The 18,158-nt window shown below is 72.6% G+C and carries 13 protein-coding genes and 1 riboswitch; of the genes, 7 read left to right on the forward strand and 6 right to left on the reverse strand.

Annotated elements, in window-relative coordinates:
* Nucleotides 1-75: 75 nt before the first annotated feature.
* Entirely contained in the window at nt 76-864 is a 789-nt protein-coding gene (locus ACFW3L_RS16560) for a PhzF family phenazine biosynthesis protein (RefSeq protein WP_378741208.1), read from the forward strand.
* Nucleotides 865-874: 10 nt separating this feature from the next.
* Nucleotides 875-1,297: a hypothetical protein gene (locus ACFW3L_RS16565; RefSeq protein ID WP_378741210.1), complete on the forward strand. Its 423-nt coding sequence runs from the start codon at nt 875-877 to the stop codon at nt 1,295-1,297.
* Nucleotides 1,298-1,566: 269 nt separating this feature from the next.
* Here ACFW3L_RS16565 and ACFW3L_RS16570 read toward each other — a convergent pair whose 3' ends face one another.
* Nucleotides 1,567-2,151: a hypothetical protein gene (locus ACFW3L_RS16570; RefSeq protein WP_378741212.1), complete on the reverse strand. Its 585-nt coding sequence runs from the start codon at nt 2,149-2,151 to the stop codon at nt 1,567-1,569.
* A gap of 540 nt (nt 2,152-2,691) precedes the next feature.
* Here ACFW3L_RS16570 and ACFW3L_RS16575 point away from each other — a divergent pair.
* A complete protein-coding gene (locus tag ACFW3L_RS16575) occupies nt 2,692-4,458 on the forward strand; it encodes an ABC-ATPase domain-containing protein (RefSeq protein WP_378741214.1) in 1,767 nt (588 codons plus the stop codon).
* Nucleotides 4,459-4,588: 130 nt separating this feature from the next.
* On the opposite strand, the gene ACFW3L_RS16580 is transcribed toward ACFW3L_RS16575, so the two are convergent.
* Nucleotides 4,589-5,323 carry a hypothetical protein gene (locus ACFW3L_RS16580; protein ID WP_378741216.1) on the reverse strand — a complete coding sequence of 245 codons (735 nt, stop codon included), beginning with the start codon at nt 5,321-5,323 and terminating at the stop codon, nt 4,589-4,591.
* A gap of 111 nt (nt 5,324-5,434) precedes the next feature.
* Between ACFW3L_RS16580 and ACFW3L_RS16585 the strand changes: the two genes are divergently transcribed.
* The 3 genes from ACFW3L_RS16585 (at nt 5,435) to ACFW3L_RS16595 (ending at nt 8,647) form a co-directional block, all read left to right on the forward strand.
* Nucleotides 5,435-6,397 (forward strand): GlxA family transcriptional regulator, encoded by a 963-nt coding sequence (locus ACFW3L_RS16585; protein ID WP_378741218.1) that lies wholly within the window; start codon nt 5,435-5,437, stop codon nt 6,395-6,397.
* A 190-nt stretch (nt 6,398-6,587) separates the two neighbouring features.
* Entirely contained in the window at nt 6,588-7,511 is a 924-nt protein-coding gene (locus ACFW3L_RS16590; protein WP_378741220.1) for a proteasome assembly chaperone family protein, read from the forward strand.
* Entirely contained in the window at nt 7,508-8,647 is a 1,140-nt protein-coding gene (locus ACFW3L_RS16595) for a quinone-dependent dihydroorotate dehydrogenase (protein ID WP_378741222.1), read from the forward strand. The genes ACFW3L_RS16590 and ACFW3L_RS16595 overlap by 4 nt, the downstream gene beginning before the upstream one ends.
* A 54-nt stretch (nt 8,648-8,701) precedes the next feature.
* Here ACFW3L_RS16595 and ACFW3L_RS16600 read toward each other — a convergent pair whose 3' ends face one another.
* Together ACFW3L_RS16600 and ACFW3L_RS16605 are read right to left on the reverse strand one after the other, a co-directional pair.
* Entirely contained in the window at nt 8,702-10,234 is a 1,533-nt protein-coding gene (locus ACFW3L_RS16600) for a polysaccharide deacetylase family protein (protein ID WP_378741225.1), read from the reverse strand.
* Nucleotides 10,235-10,354: 120 nt separating this feature from the next.
* The gene (locus ACFW3L_RS16605) at nt 10,355-11,878 is read right to left on the reverse strand and encodes a polysaccharide deacetylase family protein (RefSeq protein ID WP_378741563.1); all 1,524 of its coding nucleotides are present in this window, start codon (nt 11,876-11,878) and stop codon (nt 10,355-10,357) included.
* Nucleotides 11,879-12,096: 218 nt separating this feature from the next.
* Nucleotides 12,097-12,326: riboswitch (cobalamin riboswitch) on the forward strand.
* Nucleotides 12,327-12,464: 138 nt separating this feature from the next.
* On the opposite strand from ACFW3L_RS16605, the gene metE reads away from it, so the two are divergent.
* Nucleotides 12,465-14,741: a 5-methyltetrahydropteroyltriglutamate--homocysteine S-methyltransferase gene (metE, locus tag ACFW3L_RS16610; protein WP_378741228.1), complete on the forward strand. Its 2,277-nt coding sequence runs from the start codon at nt 12,465-12,467 to the stop codon at nt 14,739-14,741.
* An 84-nt stretch (nt 14,742-14,825) separates the two neighbouring features.
* On the opposite strand, the gene ACFW3L_RS16615 is transcribed toward metE, so the two are convergent.
* Both ACFW3L_RS16615 and ACFW3L_RS16620 read right to left on the reverse strand, forming a co-directional pair.
* Nucleotides 14,826-15,857: a DUF3558 domain-containing protein gene (locus tag ACFW3L_RS16615; RefSeq protein WP_378741230.1), complete on the reverse strand. Its 1,032-nt coding sequence runs from the start codon at nt 15,855-15,857 to the stop codon at nt 14,826-14,828.
* A gap of 602 nt (nt 15,858-16,459) precedes the next feature.
* Nucleotides 16,460-17,545, reverse strand: coding sequence for a coiled-coil domain-containing protein (locus ACFW3L_RS16620; RefSeq protein WP_378741565.1), 1,086 nt, complete (start codon nt 17,543-17,545; stop codon nt 16,460-16,462).
* Nucleotides 17,546-18,158 lie beyond the last annotated feature (613 nt).

Genomic DNA, 18,158 nt, shown 5'->3' on the forward strand with positions numbered 1-18,158 from the left:
CAACGGTGGTGAATGGGGTCCATTTCACCCGCGACCGGACCTTGTTCGACCAGGGCCACTGGGAAGAATGGACCCATGCCCGAGTACCGCGTGATCGACGCCTTCACTGACCGGCCCCTCGCGGGCAACCCCGCCGCAGTCCTCGTGCTGGACGACACCTACCCCGACGTCTGGGCACAGGGGATCGCCGCCGAGTTCAACCTCTCCGAGACCGCCTTCGCGCGCCGGATCGACGACCCCGGAGCCGACTTCGAACTGCGCTGGTTCACCCCGGTCACCGAGATCGACCTGTGCGGACACGCCACCCTCGCCACCGCGCACGCCCTCACCGAACTCGGCGTGGAGGGCCCGATCCGCTTCAGCACCCGCAGCGGTGTCCTCACTGTCCGGGAGCGGGACGGCAGGCTCTGGATGGACTTCCCCGCCCGCCCCGCCACCGCCGCCGAGGCCCCCGAGGGGCTGGCCGGGGCCCTGGGCGCCGAACCCCTGTGGACCGGGATCGGCGGCAACAACGACCTCCTCGTCGAACTGGCCGACGCCGCCACCGTCCGCGCGCTCGACCCCGACCCCACCGCCATCCGGGCACTGCCCGCCCGCATGGTGATCGCCACCGCTCCCGGCGACGGCGGACACGACATGGTCTCCCGGTGCTTCGCCCCGTCCATGGGTGTCGCGGAGGACCCGGTCACCGGATCCGCCCACACCGTCATCGCCCCGTTCTGGGCCGAGCGGCTCGGCCGTACCGAGTTCCTGGCCCGCCAGGCCTCCAAGCGCGGCGGTGACCTGCACCTGCGCCTGGAAGGGGACCGCGTGCACATCGGAGGCGACGCCGTCACCGTCGCCACCGGCGACCTGAACCTGTAGAGGAGACCCCATGGAGCAGTGGGCCACCAGGGAAGAGATCAACGCGGCGCGCGAGAGGCTCGAAGCGGGCCACACCGGCTGGAGCCGCCCGGCGGCCTACGGGGTCGGCGTGCACCGGGACGGCCGGACGGTCTTCGGGCTGACCAACGTCGGGACGAGCCCCCTGCCCGCCATCGTCCTGGCTGTCGAGTGCGGGCACACCTCGGGTACCGCCACCCACGAACTCACGCCCGCACAGCTCGCGTCGGCCGTCGACGCCCTGGCCCCGGCCGAGGCGTGCACCGAGCTCCGGCACCCCAACCTGGTCGAGTGGCGGCGGGTGCTCGGAGAGGTCGCGGAGAGGGGAGGCCAGCTCGTGGCGGTCTTCGTCGGAGATCTGGCGGAGGACCCCGTGGACCCGCACGACCGGGCGTTCCGTGCGGCTATCGCCTGATACACACCACCGACTGGGAAGCCGATCCCGTCGAATTCCCGGTTTTCCCCGTGCGGCCACCCCTGGTCCGGTAAGAATAGTTCCACGACACCCCCCACCCCCCTCCGTGGAGGTGTCGGGACCGCGGCCCGACCGGAGCACCCCTTGATTCCGGACGGGCCGCGTCCTCCCCGTCGGTCGGCGCCGGTCCCCCTCCTGCCCGGCCGACGCCCCTCTGGTGGTCGGGCCGAGAACCCCGTACCCGGCTCGACCCCAGAGGCCTGGGAGCCTCAGGGAAGGTCGGCGCCGGGCGACTCCAGCATCCGGGGGAAGAGCGCCTCGATCTCCGCGAGCCCCATCCCGTTGATCCGGTCCTTCGCGGCCTGTGCCCGGGCCGTCGTCGGCAGGTCACCGGAGAGCAACCGGGGCAGCAGGAGCCGCCGGACCAGGACCTCGCGCGCGGAGACGCCGTGCGGGCGGCGCACCACCGAGACGTTCACCCGGACCGCGTGTTCGTTCCCCGGCACGGCCCCCGGCCGGTCCGTCTCGACCGCCGCGTAGCGGAACCCGTGCGCGAGTGCGCACGGCCCGCACCCCACCGGTCCCCGGCCCGACGCGTGTCCGCACTCCGGGCACACCAGTCGCTCCAGCGCGGCGTCCACCACCCGCCAGTCGTGCCGGTCCGGCTCCTGGACGACCAGCGCGGCCACCTCGGGCCCGTCCTCCAGCCCCTCACGGAGGAGGAACGCCTCCCACTCCTCCGTGAGGATCGCGTCCACCAGGGCCCGGCACCGCGCACAGTCCGGAGCCCCGCCGTACTCGGGCCCGGGGCACTCCGGGCAGGCTCTCAGGGGGTCTCCCACAGCAGGGCGCACGGGCCTCACCTCCGGGACCATCCAACCCGCCGGTCCCCGGGACCTCCAGCCCTTTTCCGGGGCCCGGCCACACGCCGGACCCCGTCGGGAGTCATGCGGTTCGGTGTGCGCGCGTGGATGTGGTCGACGGCGTTCCCGGCGCCGTCGACTCCGCCGAGAAGACCCCGGAGTTCCTCCGCGCGGGCGCGCAGGCGGGGGTCGCGGAGCAGGGACTCCAGGGCCCGGCGGAGCCGTTCCCCGCTCGTGGAGGACCCGCAGGAGGACGTCCCGGTGACCGAAGTCGTCCATCGCGCGGTGGACGACGCGTGGTCGGCCCCGCGGGCGGTGTCCACCGGGTGCCGCACCTCCGGGGGAACCTCGTGGGGCGGCCGGGCGTGGATCGGGCCGACCCAGCGGGAGTGGGGCGGGAGCAGGCGGGTGCGCGGGTGGTCGGGTTCGAGGCGTGGCGTTCGACGCGGTTGTCCACAGGGGCGGAGCGGGATTCGCACAGAAGTCCTAATCTGGCGGGGGCACCAGTTCGTAGCGACACCGGGGGAGACGATGACGGAGCGGCGCGGGAACGGCGGCCAGGGACGCCGGTACGGCGGAGGCGGCGGTGGCCGGGGCGGTGCGGGGCGCAGGCCCGAACCCGAACCCATCCGAGGGGTCCGCGACGAGGCGCGGCTGTCCGAGGAACTCCTCCGGATGCAGGGCGCCTCCTACGGCCGGTACAAGTCCCTCAAGGGTAACTGGGACTTCGGGGACTTCACCCTGACGGTGCAGCGGGTCCAGGCCGACCCCTTCGCCCCGCCCTCGCGCATCCGCGTCCTGCGGCCCGACGCCGGTATCCCCGCGAGCGCCCACGCCGATCCGGTGCGCCGCCGGGCCACCGCCGACTACCTCGGACGGCGCGCCCGCCGACTGCTGCGGGGATCGCTGCTGAAGATCGACACCGGGGGACAGGAGGTCATCGCCCGCTCCTCGTGCCAGATCACCGAGGGCGGCGCCCTCGACCTCCGGATCGGGGTGGACCTGCCCGGGCACGGCCGCCGGATCGACGGACGCACCGCCGAGCGGGAGCTGTGCCGTACCCTCCCGGCGCTGGTCGACGACCTCGACTGGGACGAGATCGACCACGCGGAGGCGGAGGCCTTCGCCGACACCGTGGTGGACGCCGTCGCCCTCCGGGCGGGCCTGGCCGACCGCGGCCTGGTCGCCTTCGTCGCGGACGGGGCGATCCTGCCCCGGCGCAGCGGCGTGAGCGACGAACCCATGACGGGGGAGGGCGTGGTGCCCTTCGACGCGCCGGAGAGCCTGCGCGTGAGTGTGGACCTCCCGCACGCGGGCACGGTCACCGGCATGGGGGTGCCCGAGGGCATCACCCTGATCGTGGGCGGTGGCTTCCACGGCAAGTCCACCCTGCTGCACGCCCTGGAGCGCGGTGTCCACGACCACGTTCCCGGTGACGGTCGCGAGCTGGTCGTGACCCGGGAGGACGCGGTGAAGATCAGGGCGGAGGAGGGCCGCCGCGTGGAGCGGGTGGACGTCAGCCCCTTCGTGCGCAACCTGCCCACCGGCGCCGACACCCGCGACTTCCGTACCGAGAACGCCTCCGGCTCCACCTCGCAGGCGGCCAACATCTGCGAGGCGGTGGAGGCCGGGGCGCGCACCCTGCTGGTGGACGAGGACTCCACCGCCACCAACCTGATGATCCGCGACGAACGCATGCAGGCCCTGGTCCACGGCGACCGGGAACCCCTGGTGCCCTTCGTGGACCTGGTGCGCCCCCTGCACCGCGAGCACCGGGTCTCCACCGTCCTGGTCATGGGCGGCAGCGGCGACTACTTCGACGTCGCCGACCAGGTGATCATGCTGGACGCCTACCACCCGCACGACGTCACCGAACGGGCCCGCGCGCTGGCCCATGACCGCTCCGACGCGGAGTTCGCCCTGCCCCGGGCCCGGGTGGTCGACCCCGGCTCGGTGGACGACGACACCGCCAAGGGGCGCAGCCGGATCAAGCGCCGGGACATGGACGTGCTGGTCTACGGGGAGAGCGACGTCGACGTGCGCGCGGTGGAACAGTTCGTGGACCCGGGACAGATCACCGGCGCCGGTCTGGCCCTGCGCACACTGGTCCGGGGACGGCACCTGGACGGGCACCGGACCGTGGCCGAGGCCCTGGACTCCCTGGAGGAGGCGCTGGCCAAGGAGGGCGTCACCCTGCTCGGCGCCGACTTCGGCGGTGACTACGCCCTGCCGCGCAGGCACGAGATCGTCGCGGTCCTCAACCGGCTGAGGACGCTGAGAGTGGCCCGCCAGCGCTGACGAGCGCCGGCCCCGGGACGTTCGCCCGTGGGGCGGATCGGGTCGTGTGTGGGGGCCCCGTCGTGCGGGCCCCGGTCGCCCGGAGCTCGGACGGCCGGGGCCCGGTGGGTGTCCGGACGGCTCGGAAGGGTCAGAACGCCCTGATCAGCAGGATCACCAGAACGGTGGACCCCACGGCGGTGTCGTAGACCATGCACCACTCCGCGAGGGACCGAGAGATCACCTTCCCGCTCCACCAGTGCACCGCGTCCCAGGCGGCATGCGTCAGCAGTCCCACCGCGACCACCGCGACCGCCGCCTCGGGGGAGACGACCAGGGTGAGGAGCCCGGCGCCGCCGAACAGCGCGAGCGCCGGAACCTGGAGCGCGAACACCCCCGGACGCCGCAGGGGCCCGAGCACCAGTCCGGCGGTGACCAGCAGGAGCCCCAGACCGAGGACGAACGGCCAGGGCGTGAGGCCCGCGGCCTCGAGAAGGAAGTGGAGGGCGATCACCAGGGCCACCATCAGCCAACTGGTGCCGGGGCGGTCGAGCACGGCGACGGCCAGGTACATGACCGGCAGGGTGAACAGGAGGAACACCAGCCCACCGCCGTCGCCGCCACCGGCGAGGGTGAGCGCCGCGGCCGACGCGGCGGTCAGCGCCGGCCACCAGCGTCGGAGGACCGTCGTGGCGGCCTCCCTCGATCGTGTGGCCCGAGACCCGGAGGTCCGCGCGCCGTCCCGGGGGACGGCGGCGTCGTCGGGGGAGGCCTCGGACCCCTGGTGGCCCGTGGCGGTGTCCCCGGCGCGGCCGGTCCCACGGGCCGGGGCCCCCGGCCGCTCGGAGGGGACCTGGGCGGAGGGCGGGGAAGGTGTGGAAGTCATGTCCCCAGCCTTCGCGGGCACGGGTGCGGAGGCCAGGCGTACGCTGGGGTCGGTCCGAAATCCTGGGAAACCCGTCCGAACGGACCCACTCGGACCACGGGGGTGGCACGCATGGACGCACGCAGGGTCGTGGTCGTCGCCTACGAGGACGCGGAGCTCCTGGAGATCTCCTCGGTCACCTCCACGCTGGCCACCGCCAACGACCTCGCCTCCGGCGGACGTCCGTACGAGACGATCCTCGCGACCCCGGGCGGCGGGCCGGTTCGCTGCTCCTCCGGGCTGACCCTCCAGGGCCAAGCGGCGCTGGAGGACCTCCGGGGCCCGTTCGACACGCTCGTGGTCTCGGGCGGATGGGGGCACCGGCGCGCGGCGCGGAGCGACCTCCTGGTCGCCCACGTGCGCCGACTCGCCCGGGAGAGCCGCCGCGTGGCCTCGGTGTGCACCGGGTCGAGCGTCCTGGCCGAGGCCGGGCTGCTGGAGGGGCGACGCGCGACCACCCACTGGCACTTCGCGCGTGAGCTGGCCGAACTCCATCCGGGGGTGCGAGTGGACCCGGAACCGATCTTCGTCCGCGACGGCGCGGTGTCGACCTCGGCGGGGGTGACCAGCGCGCTGGACCTCACCCTGGACTTCGTCGCCGAGGACCACGGACCCTCGCTCGCGCGGCTGGTCTCCAGGGTCCTGGTCACCTACTTCCAACGGCCCGGGAACCAGGCGCAGATGAGCGTGCTCACCACCCTGGACCCCGAGAACCTGCTGGTCCGCGGGGTCCTCACCCACGTACGCGATCACCTGGACGGCGATCTCTCCGCCAGCGCGCTCGCCCGGACGGCCGGGGTGAGCGCACGGCACCTGCACCGGCTCTGCCTGGCCCACACCGGCCGTACCCCCGCCTCCCTGGTCCGTCGCGCCAGGGCGGAGGCCGCCGCCGACCTCCTGGAGTCCACCGCCCTGTCCGTCACCGAGGTGGCCGCCCGCTGCGGGTTCCGTTCCGCCGAGACGCTCCGCCAGGTCTTCGTCGACCTCTACGCCCTCCCTCCCTCGCGGTTCCGGGCCCTCCACCGCCGCCCCTGAACACCCCCGGACCGAAGGTGTGGGCGTCGTCACCTCCGGGACCACGGGGTCCGGACCCACCCGCCACGGGTCGGTATTGTGGAAAAGCAGGGCACAGCGACCCCGCCTGGGCCCACCGGAACCTTCCGGCAGGCAACGCGGGTGTGTCGCGGCCCCTGTGACCCCGACCAGTTTTGGAGACGAGAACCCGGTGCGCGACCCCGCAGAACTGTACGAACTCCACCCCGGCTTCGACGACGTCACCGGGCTGGTGATGCTCGTCTGCCTGGACGGCTTCGTCGACGCCGGAAACGCTGGCAGCCAGTTGTCCGAGTCGCTGTTCGAGCGGTTCACCGCCGAGGAGGTCGCGACCTTCGACGTCGACCGTCTGGTGGACTACCGCCGCCGCAGGCCGCAGATGACCTTCGTCGAGAACACCTGGACCGACTACACGCCGCCCAGACTGGCCCTCTACCGGATGCACGACGCCGAGGGCCACCCCTTCCTCGTCCTGCACGGACCGGAGCCGGACGGTGAGTGGGAGGCCTTCATCGCGGCCGTGACCGGCCTCGTGGAACGCTTCTCGGTCTCGCTCTCCCTCAGCGTCAACGGCATTCCCATGGCGGTGCCGCACACCCGACCGGTGACGGTCACACCGCACTCCACCCGCCCCGAGCTGATCGAGGGACACACCCCCTGGATCGGCCGGGTCGAGGTGCCCGCCAGCGTGTCCGCGCTCATGGAGTACCGCTTCGGGGAGAACGACCACGACTTCGTGGGCTACGCCATCCACGTGCCCAGCTACCTCGCCCAGTCCACCTACCCGCGAGCGGCCATCGCCGCCCTGGAGTACGTGGCCGGGGCCACCGGGCTGGCCCTGCCGAGCGAGGAGCTGGAAGAGGTCGCCGCCACCACGGACGTGGAGATCGCGGAGCAGGTCGCGGCCTCCGAGGAGGTCCAGCGCGTGGTCGCCAACCTGGAACGCCAGTACGACGACATCATGTCCTCGCGCGCGGAGGAGGGCGGCGGGCCGGTCCCGCTGTCCGACGACGACGCGGGGCTGCCCACCGCCGACGAGCTCGGCGCGGAACTCGAACGCTTCCTCGCCGAGCGCGAGGGAGACGGAAACGGATGACCGTGTTCTACCAGATCCTCTTCAGCTCGGTCCTGCGCCACATGGACGCGGAGACGGTGCACAAGCTGAGCTTCGCCGCCCTGCGCGGCGTCACGGCCGTCCCCGGCGTCGCCGAGACCATGGGCAGGGTCCTGGGCCCGCGCGAACCCGAGCTGACCGTGCACGCCTTCGGCCGCGAGTTCCCCGGTCCGCTGGGCATGGCCGCCGGTTTCGACAAGAACGCCGAGAGCCCGCGCGGCCTCGCCGCTCTGGGCTTCGGCTACGTCGAGGTGGGCACCGTGACCGCCCACCCGCAGCCGGGCAACCCCAAGCCGCGCCTGTTCCGGCTGGTGGCCGACCGCGCCATCGTCAACCGCATGGGCTTCAACAACGAGGGGTCCGCGCTGGTCGCGGAGCGCCTGCACCACCAGCGCCGTGGTCCGGTGCTCGGGATCAACATCGGCAAGACCAAGGTCACGCCGGAGTCCGAGGCGCCCGCCGACTACGCGCTCAGCGCGCTGCGGCTGGCCCCCTACGCCGACTACATGGTCATCAACGTCAGTTCGCCCAACACGCCGGGACTGCGCAACCTCCAGGGAGTCGAACAGCTGCTGCCCCTGGTCGACGCGGTCCGCGCGTCCCTGGCCGAGGCGGGCCGCCCCGAGCTCCCGCTCCTGGTGAAGATCGCCCCGGACCTGGCCGACGAGGACGTCGACGCCGTCGCGGACCTCGCGCTGACCGAGGGCCTGGACGGGATCATCGCCACCAACACCACGATCTCCCGTTCGGGGCTCGACACCCCGGACGCGGACGTCGAGGCGGCCGGTGCCGGTGGGCTGTCGGGCGCCCCGCTCAAGGCGCGCTCCCTGGAGGTCCTGCGCCGTCTGCGTTCCCGCGTGGGTGACCGGGTCACCCTGGTCGCGGTCGGCGGCATCGAGACCCCCGAGGACGCCTGGGCCCGCATCCGCGCCGGTGCCACCCTGGTCCAGGGGTACACCGGGCTGATCTACGGCGGGCCGCTGTGGCCCCGCCGCATCCACCGGGGCCTCGCCCGTCTGGTCCGCGAGGCCGGATACCGCTCCGTGCGGGAGGCCGTGGGCGCCGACGCCCCGGCCCCGGCGCTCTCGGTGGTCAGGGACACCACGGAGGCCAGCTGACCGGCGTGCGGGCGGCCGGTGGGAACGCCCACCGGCCGCCCGCACGTGTGTCCGCTACCAGTCGCCGTCCCAGTCGGGCGGGTAGACCTTGCCGGGTTCCGTGCCGCCGAGCGCCTGGCTGCTGGTGACGAACACGTAGTCCTTCTCGCGGAGCCGTTCGACGATCTCGGGGACCGCCGCGAGCGTGGCCGGTCGGGGGTCGTGCAGTAGTACCACCGCGCCCGGCTCGACCCCGTCCAGCACGGTCTCCACGATCTCCTCCCGCCCGTGCCCCTCCCAGTCCCGGCTGTCGACCGTCCAGGCGACCTCCGCCATGCCCTGCGCGGCGATCTCCTCGTGGACGGCGTCGTTGGTGGCACCGAACGGCGGTCGGAACTGCTCGACGGTGAAGCCGGTCTGTCTGCGGACCATCGCGCTCACCGCGGCGGTCTGCGCGGCCAGCCGATCGGGGTCCATCCGGTTCATGTGCTCGTGTTCGTCGCCGTGACTGGCGATCTCGTGCCCCTCGGCGTAGGCGCGCCGCAGCACGCTCGGCCGGGTCAGGGCCGGTCCGCCGTTGAGGAAGAACGAGGCGGTGACCTCCTCCTCGGCGAGGAGATCCAGCAGGCGCGGAGTGGCCTCCACCGGGCCGTCGTCGAAGGTCAGGGCCACGCACCTGGTCTCGCCGTCCTGGCAGTCCACCCCGGGGTAACCGGCGGTGACCACTCCGGGCGGCGGCCCGACCTCGGCGTCGTCCGGCCTGCCCGGGGGCAGTTCCAGGTCGGGCTCCTCCACCAGTGCGGCCTCCCGGGCGCGTGCGCCCAGGTCCGAGAGCAGGGGAGCGGCCCGCTCGTGCTCGACCACCACGGCCCTGCGACCGGGGGAACTGTCGGGGACGTGCCCGTCGACGATCGGTGACAGGTGGCCGTCGTCGAACTCGACCACCAGGTCCCCCGAGGAGTTGAACCCGATCGAGTCGTAGGTCCTCAGGACGGGGTGCAGGGCGTCGGGGTCCACGTGCTCGTCGTCGGCCAGTTCCTCGCGCGCGAGGGCGTTGAGTCGGACCAGCTCCTCCTGCCCGCGCAGCAGCTCGGTAGAGGAGGACACGGAGCGGTCCCGGGCGTCGTACCAGTACGTCGCGTGGCCCTCCCGCAGGCCGTGCATGTCCTCCTCGGTCCTGACCAGCCGGACCCCGAGGACCCCGTCCCCGGCGGCGACCAGCTCCCAGGCGACGTCCAGCCGCACCGGATCGCGGGTCCCGGCACGGAAGTCACGGACCTCCTGGTCGACCCGCGCGGCCAGACCCTCAGCGAAGTCCCCGGCCCCCTCGAACTCCGGGTAGGCGACGCTGACCTCCACGCCCTCGGGCTCGTACGGGTGGCCGGTGAAGTCACCGGCGTCGCCCCGCCACTCCCCGACACCGTCCCCGGCCGCGTCGGCCAACACGGTGAGCCGCAGCGGGTCACCTCCGTCCACGCCCGTCGTCCCGGTCCCGCACGCGGCGAGCGGGAGGGCCAGCAGAAGCGCGACCCCCGCCCGGAACGGGTGTGCCCGGACCGGGCGGGGCGGGGGAACGGTCCGGCCCGGCCCAACTCTCCTCGACGCCAAAACCCGACTCCCTCGTCCCTGCTCCTCACGGCTGCTGGGAGCAACATAGGGGACGGCACCCCGGCCCCTCCGACGCTGTCCACATGTGGACAGCGGTCCGGGACCGGGGCTCGGGTCGGGTCACTCCGTGTCGCTCGGGGACTCCTCCGGAGCCTCCTCGGGCACGCCGTCGACGTAGGTGCGGCCCGGCTCGGTGGTGCCGAGCAGCTGGGACACCGTGACCATGGAGTACCCGCGTTCGTCCAGTTCACGGATGACGTCGATCGACGCGTCGATGGTGGTGGGGTGGATGTCGTGCATCAGGATGATGGCGCCGTCGGACGCGCCGTCCAGCGCGCGCTCGCGCACCACCTTCGCCTTGCGGTCCCGCCAGTCGTTGGTGTCCACGCTCCACAGGATCTGCGCCAGCCCGAGCTCCGCCGTCACCTCCGCGACCGTGCCGTCGGTCGCCCCGTACGGCGGTCGCATCAGGTCCATCGTGTAGCCGGTCTCCCGGTGCACCAGCGCCTGCGTCGCCTCCAGGTTCTCGCGGACCCCGCCCGCCGAGAGCTCCGTCAGGTTGGGGTGGTCCAGGGTGTGGTTGGCCACCTCGTGCCCCTCGGCGTAGGTGCGGCGTACCACCCACGGGTGCTCCCTGACCGGGAGGCCGGTGACGAAGAACGTGGCCTTGGCATCGTGCGCGGCCAGGGCGTCCAGCAGCTCCGGGGTGCGTCCGCCCGGGCCGTCGTCGTAGGTGAGCGCCACACACGTGGTGTCGGGCGCGGAACAGTCGACCGAGTCGTCACGCGGGGCCAGCACGCCGGGCGCCGCCGGGACCGAGCCGTCCTTGTCCGCCTCGGGAGCCTCGTCGATGGAGAACTCGCGCACCCCCGTGGTCGCCGCGTCGCGGACCCGCAGCCCGAGGTCGGAGAGCAGCGTCTCGGCCTCGTCCCGGGGCAGCACCGCGTGCACACGGCCCGCGTCGGCCGGGGCGACCTGGCCCGCGTCGAACTCGACCACGAGGTCGCCGTCCGGGTTGAATCCCACGGAGTCGTAGAGCGAACTGATCGGGTGCAGCGCCGAGGGAACGGCGTCGGTGTCGGACACCGCCTCACGCACCCGCTCGTTCAGGTCGGTCAGCTCCGCCTGCCCGGCGAGGAGGTGGCTCGAACCGTGGACCGCGCCGGTGTCGGTCTCGTACCAGTAGGTGCTGTGTCCCTCGCGCGTCTCCTCGGAGTCCGTCTCGGTGGTGGTCATCCGCACGCCCACGATCCCGTCGTCGGCCGCGGTCAGCCCCCACTCCCCGTGGAACGTGCGTGCGCCGGGGACGGCCGCCTCGAAGGCCCGCGCCTGGGCGCTGAGGGTCCGTTCCAGGAAGTCCGACAGCGGCTCGGCGTTCGGGATGGACGGGTAGGTGACGGAGACGTCCGCGTCCCCCTCGTGGGCGAGGGTGATCTCCTCCGTTCCGGGGACCGCGTCGGGGGTGACCGTGGTCAGTTGGTCGGGCTCGCCGGTGGCCGGGGGTCCGTCCCCGGCTGACTGCTCGCCGTCGCCCGCCAGGGCACTGTCCTCCAACAGTCCGACGGGTCGGGACGCCGACAGCACCAGCCCCAGCAGGACGACCATCGCGATCGCGACCGTGACAAGGGGTCGGTCGGGAGCCATGGTCTGCCGGTCTTGCTGCTTCACCTGTGGTTCTCCACGTTCATCGTCTGACGAACGTTCGTGGGGGAGGAGGGGGAGCGCTCCCCCACGTAACGCTGATTGTCGGTTGTGATGCCGCGAACCCGGCACGGGTTCACGCCGAGTGGCCGAGGGCCACGCCGGGTGCATGGGCGGAGGGGGCGCTCCCTATACTTGCAGCCGTGGAAGGTACACGCTCCACCCTTGGTCACCCCGGAAGCCTTCCGGGGCGGGCGTTGCGTGTCGAGAGAGGGAACCCGGTGCGAGTCCGGGACTGCCCCGCAGCGGTGAGTGGGAACGAACGTCGCCACAAGCACTGGTGATCCGACCGGAAAAGTCGGAAACTGGGAAGCGGCGACCAGTAGGAACCCGGCGGAGACGCCGGAGACGCCCACGAGTCCGAAGACCTGCCTCCACCCGGCGGCGCACCCGTGCCGCCGGTGGTCCCGTGCCCCGAGGGAGGGCCGAGGGCGGAGACAGCCGAGCGCCGTAGGCGCTCCCTCGGCGTGTCCGCGCCTTCGCTCGCCTCGCGGCCGGTACCCGGCTTTCGACGAGGGAGAGAAGCTCCATGCCCAGCACCCCGGCCGCCCGGCCGTCCGTGCGTTCCACCGTGCACGGTTATCCGCGCATCGGCCCCGACCGCGAACTCAAGCGCGCCAGCGAGTCCTACTGGAAGGGCGGCACCACCGCCGCCGAACTCGACGCCGTCGCCTCCGAACTCCGCCTGGGCGTCTACGCCCAGCTGCGGGAGGCGGGCGTGGACGACCTGCCGTCCAACACCTTCTCCTTCTACGACCAGGTGCTGGACACGGCGGTCCTGTTCGACCTCGTGCCCTCCCGCTTCCCCTCCCCGGCCCAGGCCGGGGACCGGGACGAGCAGCTGCGCCGCTACTTCGCGCTCGCCCGGGGCGAGCAGGGCGCTCCGCCCCTGGAGATGACCAAGTGGTTCGACACCAACTACCACTACCTCGTCCCCGAGCTCTCCCCGAGCACCCGGCCGCGTCTGGTCGGTGACAAGCCCGTCACCGAGTTCCGCGAGGCCTCCGAGGCCGGGTTCCGGACCCGCCCCGTGCTGGTCGGTCCGCTGACCTTCCTCCTGCTGGCCAAGGCGGCCGACGACGCCCCCGAGGGCTGGGAGCCGATCGAGCTCCTCGACCAGCTCCTGGACGCCTACGCCCGCCTGCTGTCCGACCTCCGGGCCGCCGGCGCCACCGAGGTCCAGCTCGACGAGCCGATCCTGGCCACGGACGACGGCCGCTCGGCCGTCGGTCACCTGGAGCGCGTCTACCAGCGCCTGGGTGCCCTCACCGACCGCCCCTCCCTCCTGGTCTCCACCTACTTCGGCTCCATCGGCGCCGCCGCCCTGCGGGTCCTCAAGGACTCCCCGGTGGAGGCGGTCGGCCTCGACCTGGTCACCGACGCCGAGGGCGTCGAGGACCTCGCCGCGGTCTCCGGCCTCGGCTCCACCCGCCTGGTCGCGGGCGTCGTCGACGGCCGCAACGTGTGGCGGACGGACCTGCCCGCCGCCGTGGCGGAGCTGGGCACGCTGCTCGCCCTCACCGACGAGCTGACCGTGAGTACCTCCTGCTCGCTGCTGCACGTGCCGATCGACCTCGACGCGGAGACCTCGCTCGCCCCCGAGCTGCGTGCCGCGCTGGCCTTCGCCAAGCAGAAGGCCGAGGAGGTGGCCCTGCTCGGCCGTGTCCTCACCGAGGGCGAGGACGCCGCCTTCGACGCGGCCGCCACCGGCAACCCGTCGTTCACCGACGCCCGTGTGCGCGCCCGCCTGGACGCCCTGGGGCAGGACGCCTACGAGCGGCCCGAGGACCGTGGCGCTCCCACCGACGTCACCCTCACCACGACCACCATCGGCTCCTTCCCGCAGACTCCCGAGCTGCGCCGTGCCCGCGCCGCGCACCGCAGGGGCGAGCTGTCCACCGAGGAGTACGAGCGGACCCTGCGCTCGGAGATCGACCGCGTCATCGCGCTCCAGGAGGAGATCGGCCTGGACGTCCTCGTCCACGGCGAGCCCGAGCGCAACGACATGGTGCAGTACTTCGCCGAGCAGCTGGAGGGCTACGCCACCACCGAGCGCGGGTGGGTGCAGTCCTACGGTTCGCGCTGCGTGCGCCCGCCGATCCTGTTCGGTGACGTCTCGCGCCCCGAGCCGATGACGGTCGAGTGGATCACCTACGCCCAGTCGCGCACCGACAAGCCGGTCAAGGGCATGCTGACCGGCCCCGTCACCATGCTCGCCTGGTCGTTCGTCCGTACCGACCAGCCGCTCGGCGAGACCGCCCGCCAGGTGGGTCTGGCCCTGCGGGACGAGGTCGCGGACCTGGAGCGCGCGGGCATCCGTCACATCCAGGTGGACGAGGCGGCCCTGCGTGAGCTGCTGCCCCTGCGCGAGGAGCAGCGCCAGGCCTACCTGGACTGGGCGGTGAACTCCTTCCGCCTGGCGACGTCCGGGGTGGCGGCGAGCACCACCATCCACACGCACATGTGCTACTCGGAGTTCAACCAGATCGTCGGCGGCATCGAGGCGCTGGACGCCGACGTCACCAGCGTCGAGGCGGCCCGCTCGCGCATGGAGCTCGTGGAGGCCCTGGGCGCGCGCGGCTACAAGCGGGGCATCGGACCCGGCGTGTACGACATCCACTCGCCCCGGGTGCCCTCGGTCGAGGAGATCGAGGCCTCACTGCGGCTGGCGGCGACGCACGTGGACGCCGGGAACCTCTGGGTCAACCCGGACTGCGGCCTGAAGACCCGTGGCTACGCGGAGGCCGAGCAGGCGCTGCGCAACATGGTCGAGGCGGCCCGCCGGGTCCGCGCCGACCTCGCCTGACGACGGGGGCGGAACACGAGGAAGGGGGCCGCGGCGATGCCGCGGCCCCCTTCGGTGCCCGGGCCGACACACGGCCCGCACGGGTCAGCCCCCGACGATGGCCAGCGCCTCGTTGGCGGCGTTGACCATGATGTCCTGGGTGTTGTCCGGTAGGGCGAGGTCCTCGTGATCACCCGAGGTGGTGTCGAGGTAGTAGGTCACCGAGATGATCAGGTTGTCCTGACGCAGCAGCAGGCTGGCCTCGGGAAGCTTGTCCCCGAGCAGGTCGGTCTTGGTGATGACCAGGTACGCCTCGCTCCCGATCTCCAACTCCTCGTCCACCTCGACGTCGTCGGCGTCGTAGCGGTCCGACTCGGCGCCGCCACGGACGCGCTCCAGCGTGTACTCGATGTCCTCGGAGGCGGCCTCCGGGGAGTCGCTGGCGCTGTAGGGCAGCTTGAAGCCCACCTCCAGCGAGCCGAAGCCCTCGGTGGGACTGCTGTCCGGGAGGTCACCGAGGTTGGAGCAGCTCGACGTGTTGTCGGAGACGTACTTGCTGCCGCTGTCGCGGAGGACGAAGTCCGTCTGTACCTGGTCGGTGAAGGCCTCGCAGGGCTCGGTGGGCAGGGCGTGGGGCGGGTCGCCGAGGGTGCCGTTCGAGGCGGGGGTCTCCTCCTCGGCCGGCTCCTCCTCCGCGGGCTCCTCCTCCACGACCTCCGAGGACTCGTCGGGACCGGAGGCGATCTCCCCGCCGTCGTTGCCGTTGGTGACGAGCATGACGACCACGGCGATCACGAGGACGATGATGATCCCGAAGCCGCCGATGACCACCCAGGTCCCGGCCTTGCTGCCTCCGCCGCCCTGGGGCGGCTGCGCGGGCGGGTACCCACCGGGGCCCACCGGGCCGACGGGACCGCCGGGGCCGGGGCCGTAGGGCGGCTGGCCGCCCGCGTACATGCCCTGGTCGGGGCCGGGTGCGCCCGGGTAGGGGCCCTGGCCGTAGCCGGGCTGACCGCCGGTGGCGGCGTCACCGTAGGGGTTCCCCTGCGGCGGGCCGTAGGGCGGCTGTCCTCCGGTGCCGTCCCCGCCACCGTAAGGATTCTGCGGCGGCTGGTTGTAAGGTCCGTTTTCGCTCATGGCTCCCCTCGCCCGGTGATGTGGTGACCGTCTTGTGTGAGGCGCGCGTTCGCGCCCGTGGGTTCTCACGAGTTCCCGTGGTGGCCACCGGCTGATCGCCGGGTGGATGACAGCACGGGGAACCGTGGGGGAGGTGGGCCCGCCTCGTACGCCGTGACCGCGGGCGAGAGCGGACGGGCGTGGGCGGGAGTTCCCCGTGTCGTGAGGAGGTCCCCGGTTCCGACGGGGCGCCGACCGCCGCGTGTGGAGCCAGCGGGTCGGTTCCCCGCAGGTCAGGGTCGGGACGCCTTGCATCTTAGCCCTGACCGGTGTCAACGCGGCAGGCCGGACCTGGGGTAGGAGGGTGAATCGTCATCGTTTCGTGCTTCTGACACACCAGCTCGTCATTTGCGTGACTTGATCGTGATGTCCACCCATGGACAGAGCGATCGGAACTCGGGTATGGGGCGTGTCGGAATTCGGGTCCTTGGTCCCGTCAGGCGTGGGCGCGGAAACCACCGGCGACCTGCGTGACCGTTCCGGGCGCCCCGCCGGTGTGCTTGGTGAGGCGCCCGTGGCCGGAAGTGGCCAGTGGGAGCACGCGCCCCACCGGCCGACCAGCGTCAGAACATCGAGATGTGCACGTGGTCGAAGTGGTTCTCGGTCATGTTGCCCCGGTCGGACATCGCCCGCCAGCCCTCGTCACCGCGTCGCACGTCCCAGATCTGCTGGCGGTAGATGACGTACATGATCCCCAGGTCGTCGGCGTTCTCCATGGCCCACTCCGAGATCTCCCAGCCGCGTTCGATCTCCTCCTCGCTGGGCATGCCGCCGTTCGGGTCGAGCATGAAGTCGCAGGCCCGGCCCTTGGGGTGCTCACCGACCACGAAGCCGCCGTCCGGCCGGTAGCACCCGACCCCGCCCACGTCGTCCCCGCGCCCGAACTTCTCGATCACCAGGTCCCGCATCTGCTCGGTGCGCGGGGTGATGCTGTTGTGCGGCTGCATGGGCTGGCTCGGGTGGTCCGCGATCAGGACGTGCACCTCCGACCGGCGGTCCTCCAGTTCGGTGAGGTCGTCCGAGGCCGCGTCCAGGCGCTCCTGGGCGTTCTCCTGGGCCACCTCGTCACGGGAGAGCGCCTGGTTCAGGTGGTCGATCTTCTCCTGGTTGGTGGTGGTCAGGTAGTCGATCACCACGGCACGGTCGATGACCTCGTCCGGCTCCGCCTCCACGAACAGCGACATGGACGGGTCGATCCCGCTGCTGGTGTAGGTGGCCACGGCCAGGGAGACCACCTGGTCACGGGCCTCGCTCACCTCCTCACGGGTGGCCTCGGCGCGGCCCTCGGCCCGTTCGGCCTCCTCCATCACCGCCTCCATGTCGCGCAGCTCGCCCTCGTACTCCTCGGTGAGGGTCTCGGCCCGGGACTTGAGGTCGCTCATGCTCTCCGGCTCCCGTGGCGGGGTCGGGGCGGCGGAGGCGGGCAGGGCGACCACGGCCGTGGCGGCGCACAGGGAGAGGGACAGCGCGGTGACCCGGACACCACGGGAGGGCAGGAGGCGGGACAGACGGGACCCCGCCACGGCGGACAGCGCGCGTGCGCCCTCCGCGAGGTCGGCGAAGGCCTCGGCCCGGCTGCGGGCCGGGGGGTCGGGCGCCCAGAAGTCGGCGTGCTCGTCGCCGGTGGGCCGTGGACGGCCGAACCCCACCGCGCCGGTGGGGAGCACTGTGTCTGCGGTCTGCGCTGTGTCCTCGAAGTCCTCGAACTGCACGGTGGTCGCTCCTCGGGCCCACGCGCGTCCCCCTGCGGGCACGGGGCGCTGTGGGTACGTCTGCTCGTCGTTCCCGGGCGGGCGCGGCGGCCGTGGGGCTGCGGCGGCCCTCGGTGCTCACGGCGCGTGTGCGCCAAGGGAGAGTCACGGGACGGTAATGAGTGTAGGCACTCACGAGGACCTTCGGGTGGGAGTGGATCGGACGTCACTCCAACAAAAGCCTCGATGTGTCGTAAATAACCATATTCAGGCCAAGTGTTTTGCTGAACCAACCCGGCCGGGCATGGTTGAGTTGGTGCCGTGAAGGCTCCTGAGCACGGCAAAGCGACCCCCGTCCCCATGGCGGACACCACCCGGCGGTGCGTTCCGCTGCCCGGCGGCCGCTGTCGCATGCCCCGTTAGCCACCTCCGCCACCGAGCCGCGCCCGGCGCCCCGCGCCGGAGCCGCCTCCCCGGGGCCGTCCTCCACGCTCCCGCGGCCGCCGGACGTACCGGCGCGTCGCCGCCGCCCGCCAGGTGAGCGCTTCGTACGCTCGGGTGTGGGCGTCAA

The sequence above is a fragment of the Nocardiopsis sp. NPDC058789 genome, assembly GCF_042745575.1.
Lineage (GTDB): Bacteria > Actinomycetota > Actinomycetes > Streptosporangiales > Streptosporangiaceae > Nocardiopsis > Nocardiopsis eucommiae.

What these genes read in the sequence shown, in the direction of transcription:
- ACFW3L_RS16560 (WP_378741208.1), top strand. Translation starts at nt 76, where the DNA reads ATGCCCGAGTACCGCGTGATCGACGCCTTCACTGACCGGCCCCTCGCG.
- metE (WP_378741228.1), top strand. Translation starts at nt 12,465, where the DNA reads ATGCCCAGCACCCCGGCCGCCCGGCCGTCCGTGCGTTCCACCGTGCAC.
- ACFW3L_RS16605 (WP_378741563.1), bottom strand. Translation starts at nt 11,878, where the DNA reads ATGGCTCCCGACCGACCCCTTGTCACGGTCGCGATCGCGATGGTCGTC.
- ACFW3L_RS16565 (WP_378741210.1), top strand. Translation starts at nt 875, where the DNA reads ATGGAGCAGTGGGCCACCAGGGAAGAGATCAACGCGGCGCGCGAGAGG.
- ACFW3L_RS16580 (WP_378741216.1), bottom strand. Translation starts at nt 5,323, where the DNA reads ATGACTTCCACACCTTCCCCGCCCTCCGCCCAGGTCCCCTCCGAGCGG.
- ACFW3L_RS16575 (WP_378741214.1), top strand. Translation starts at nt 2,692, where the DNA reads ATGACGGAGCGGCGCGGGAACGGCGGCCAGGGACGCCGGTACGGCGGA.
- ACFW3L_RS16595 (WP_378741222.1), top strand. Translation starts at nt 7,508, where the DNA reads ATGACCGTGTTCTACCAGATCCTCTTCAGCTCGGTCCTGCGCCACATG.
- ACFW3L_RS16615 (WP_378741230.1), bottom strand. Translation starts at nt 15,857, where the DNA reads ATGAGCGAAAACGGACCTTACAACCAGCCGCCGCAGAATCCTTACGGT.
- ACFW3L_RS16585 (WP_378741218.1), top strand. Translation starts at nt 5,435, where the DNA reads ATGGACGCACGCAGGGTCGTGGTCGTCGCCTACGAGGACGCGGAGCTC.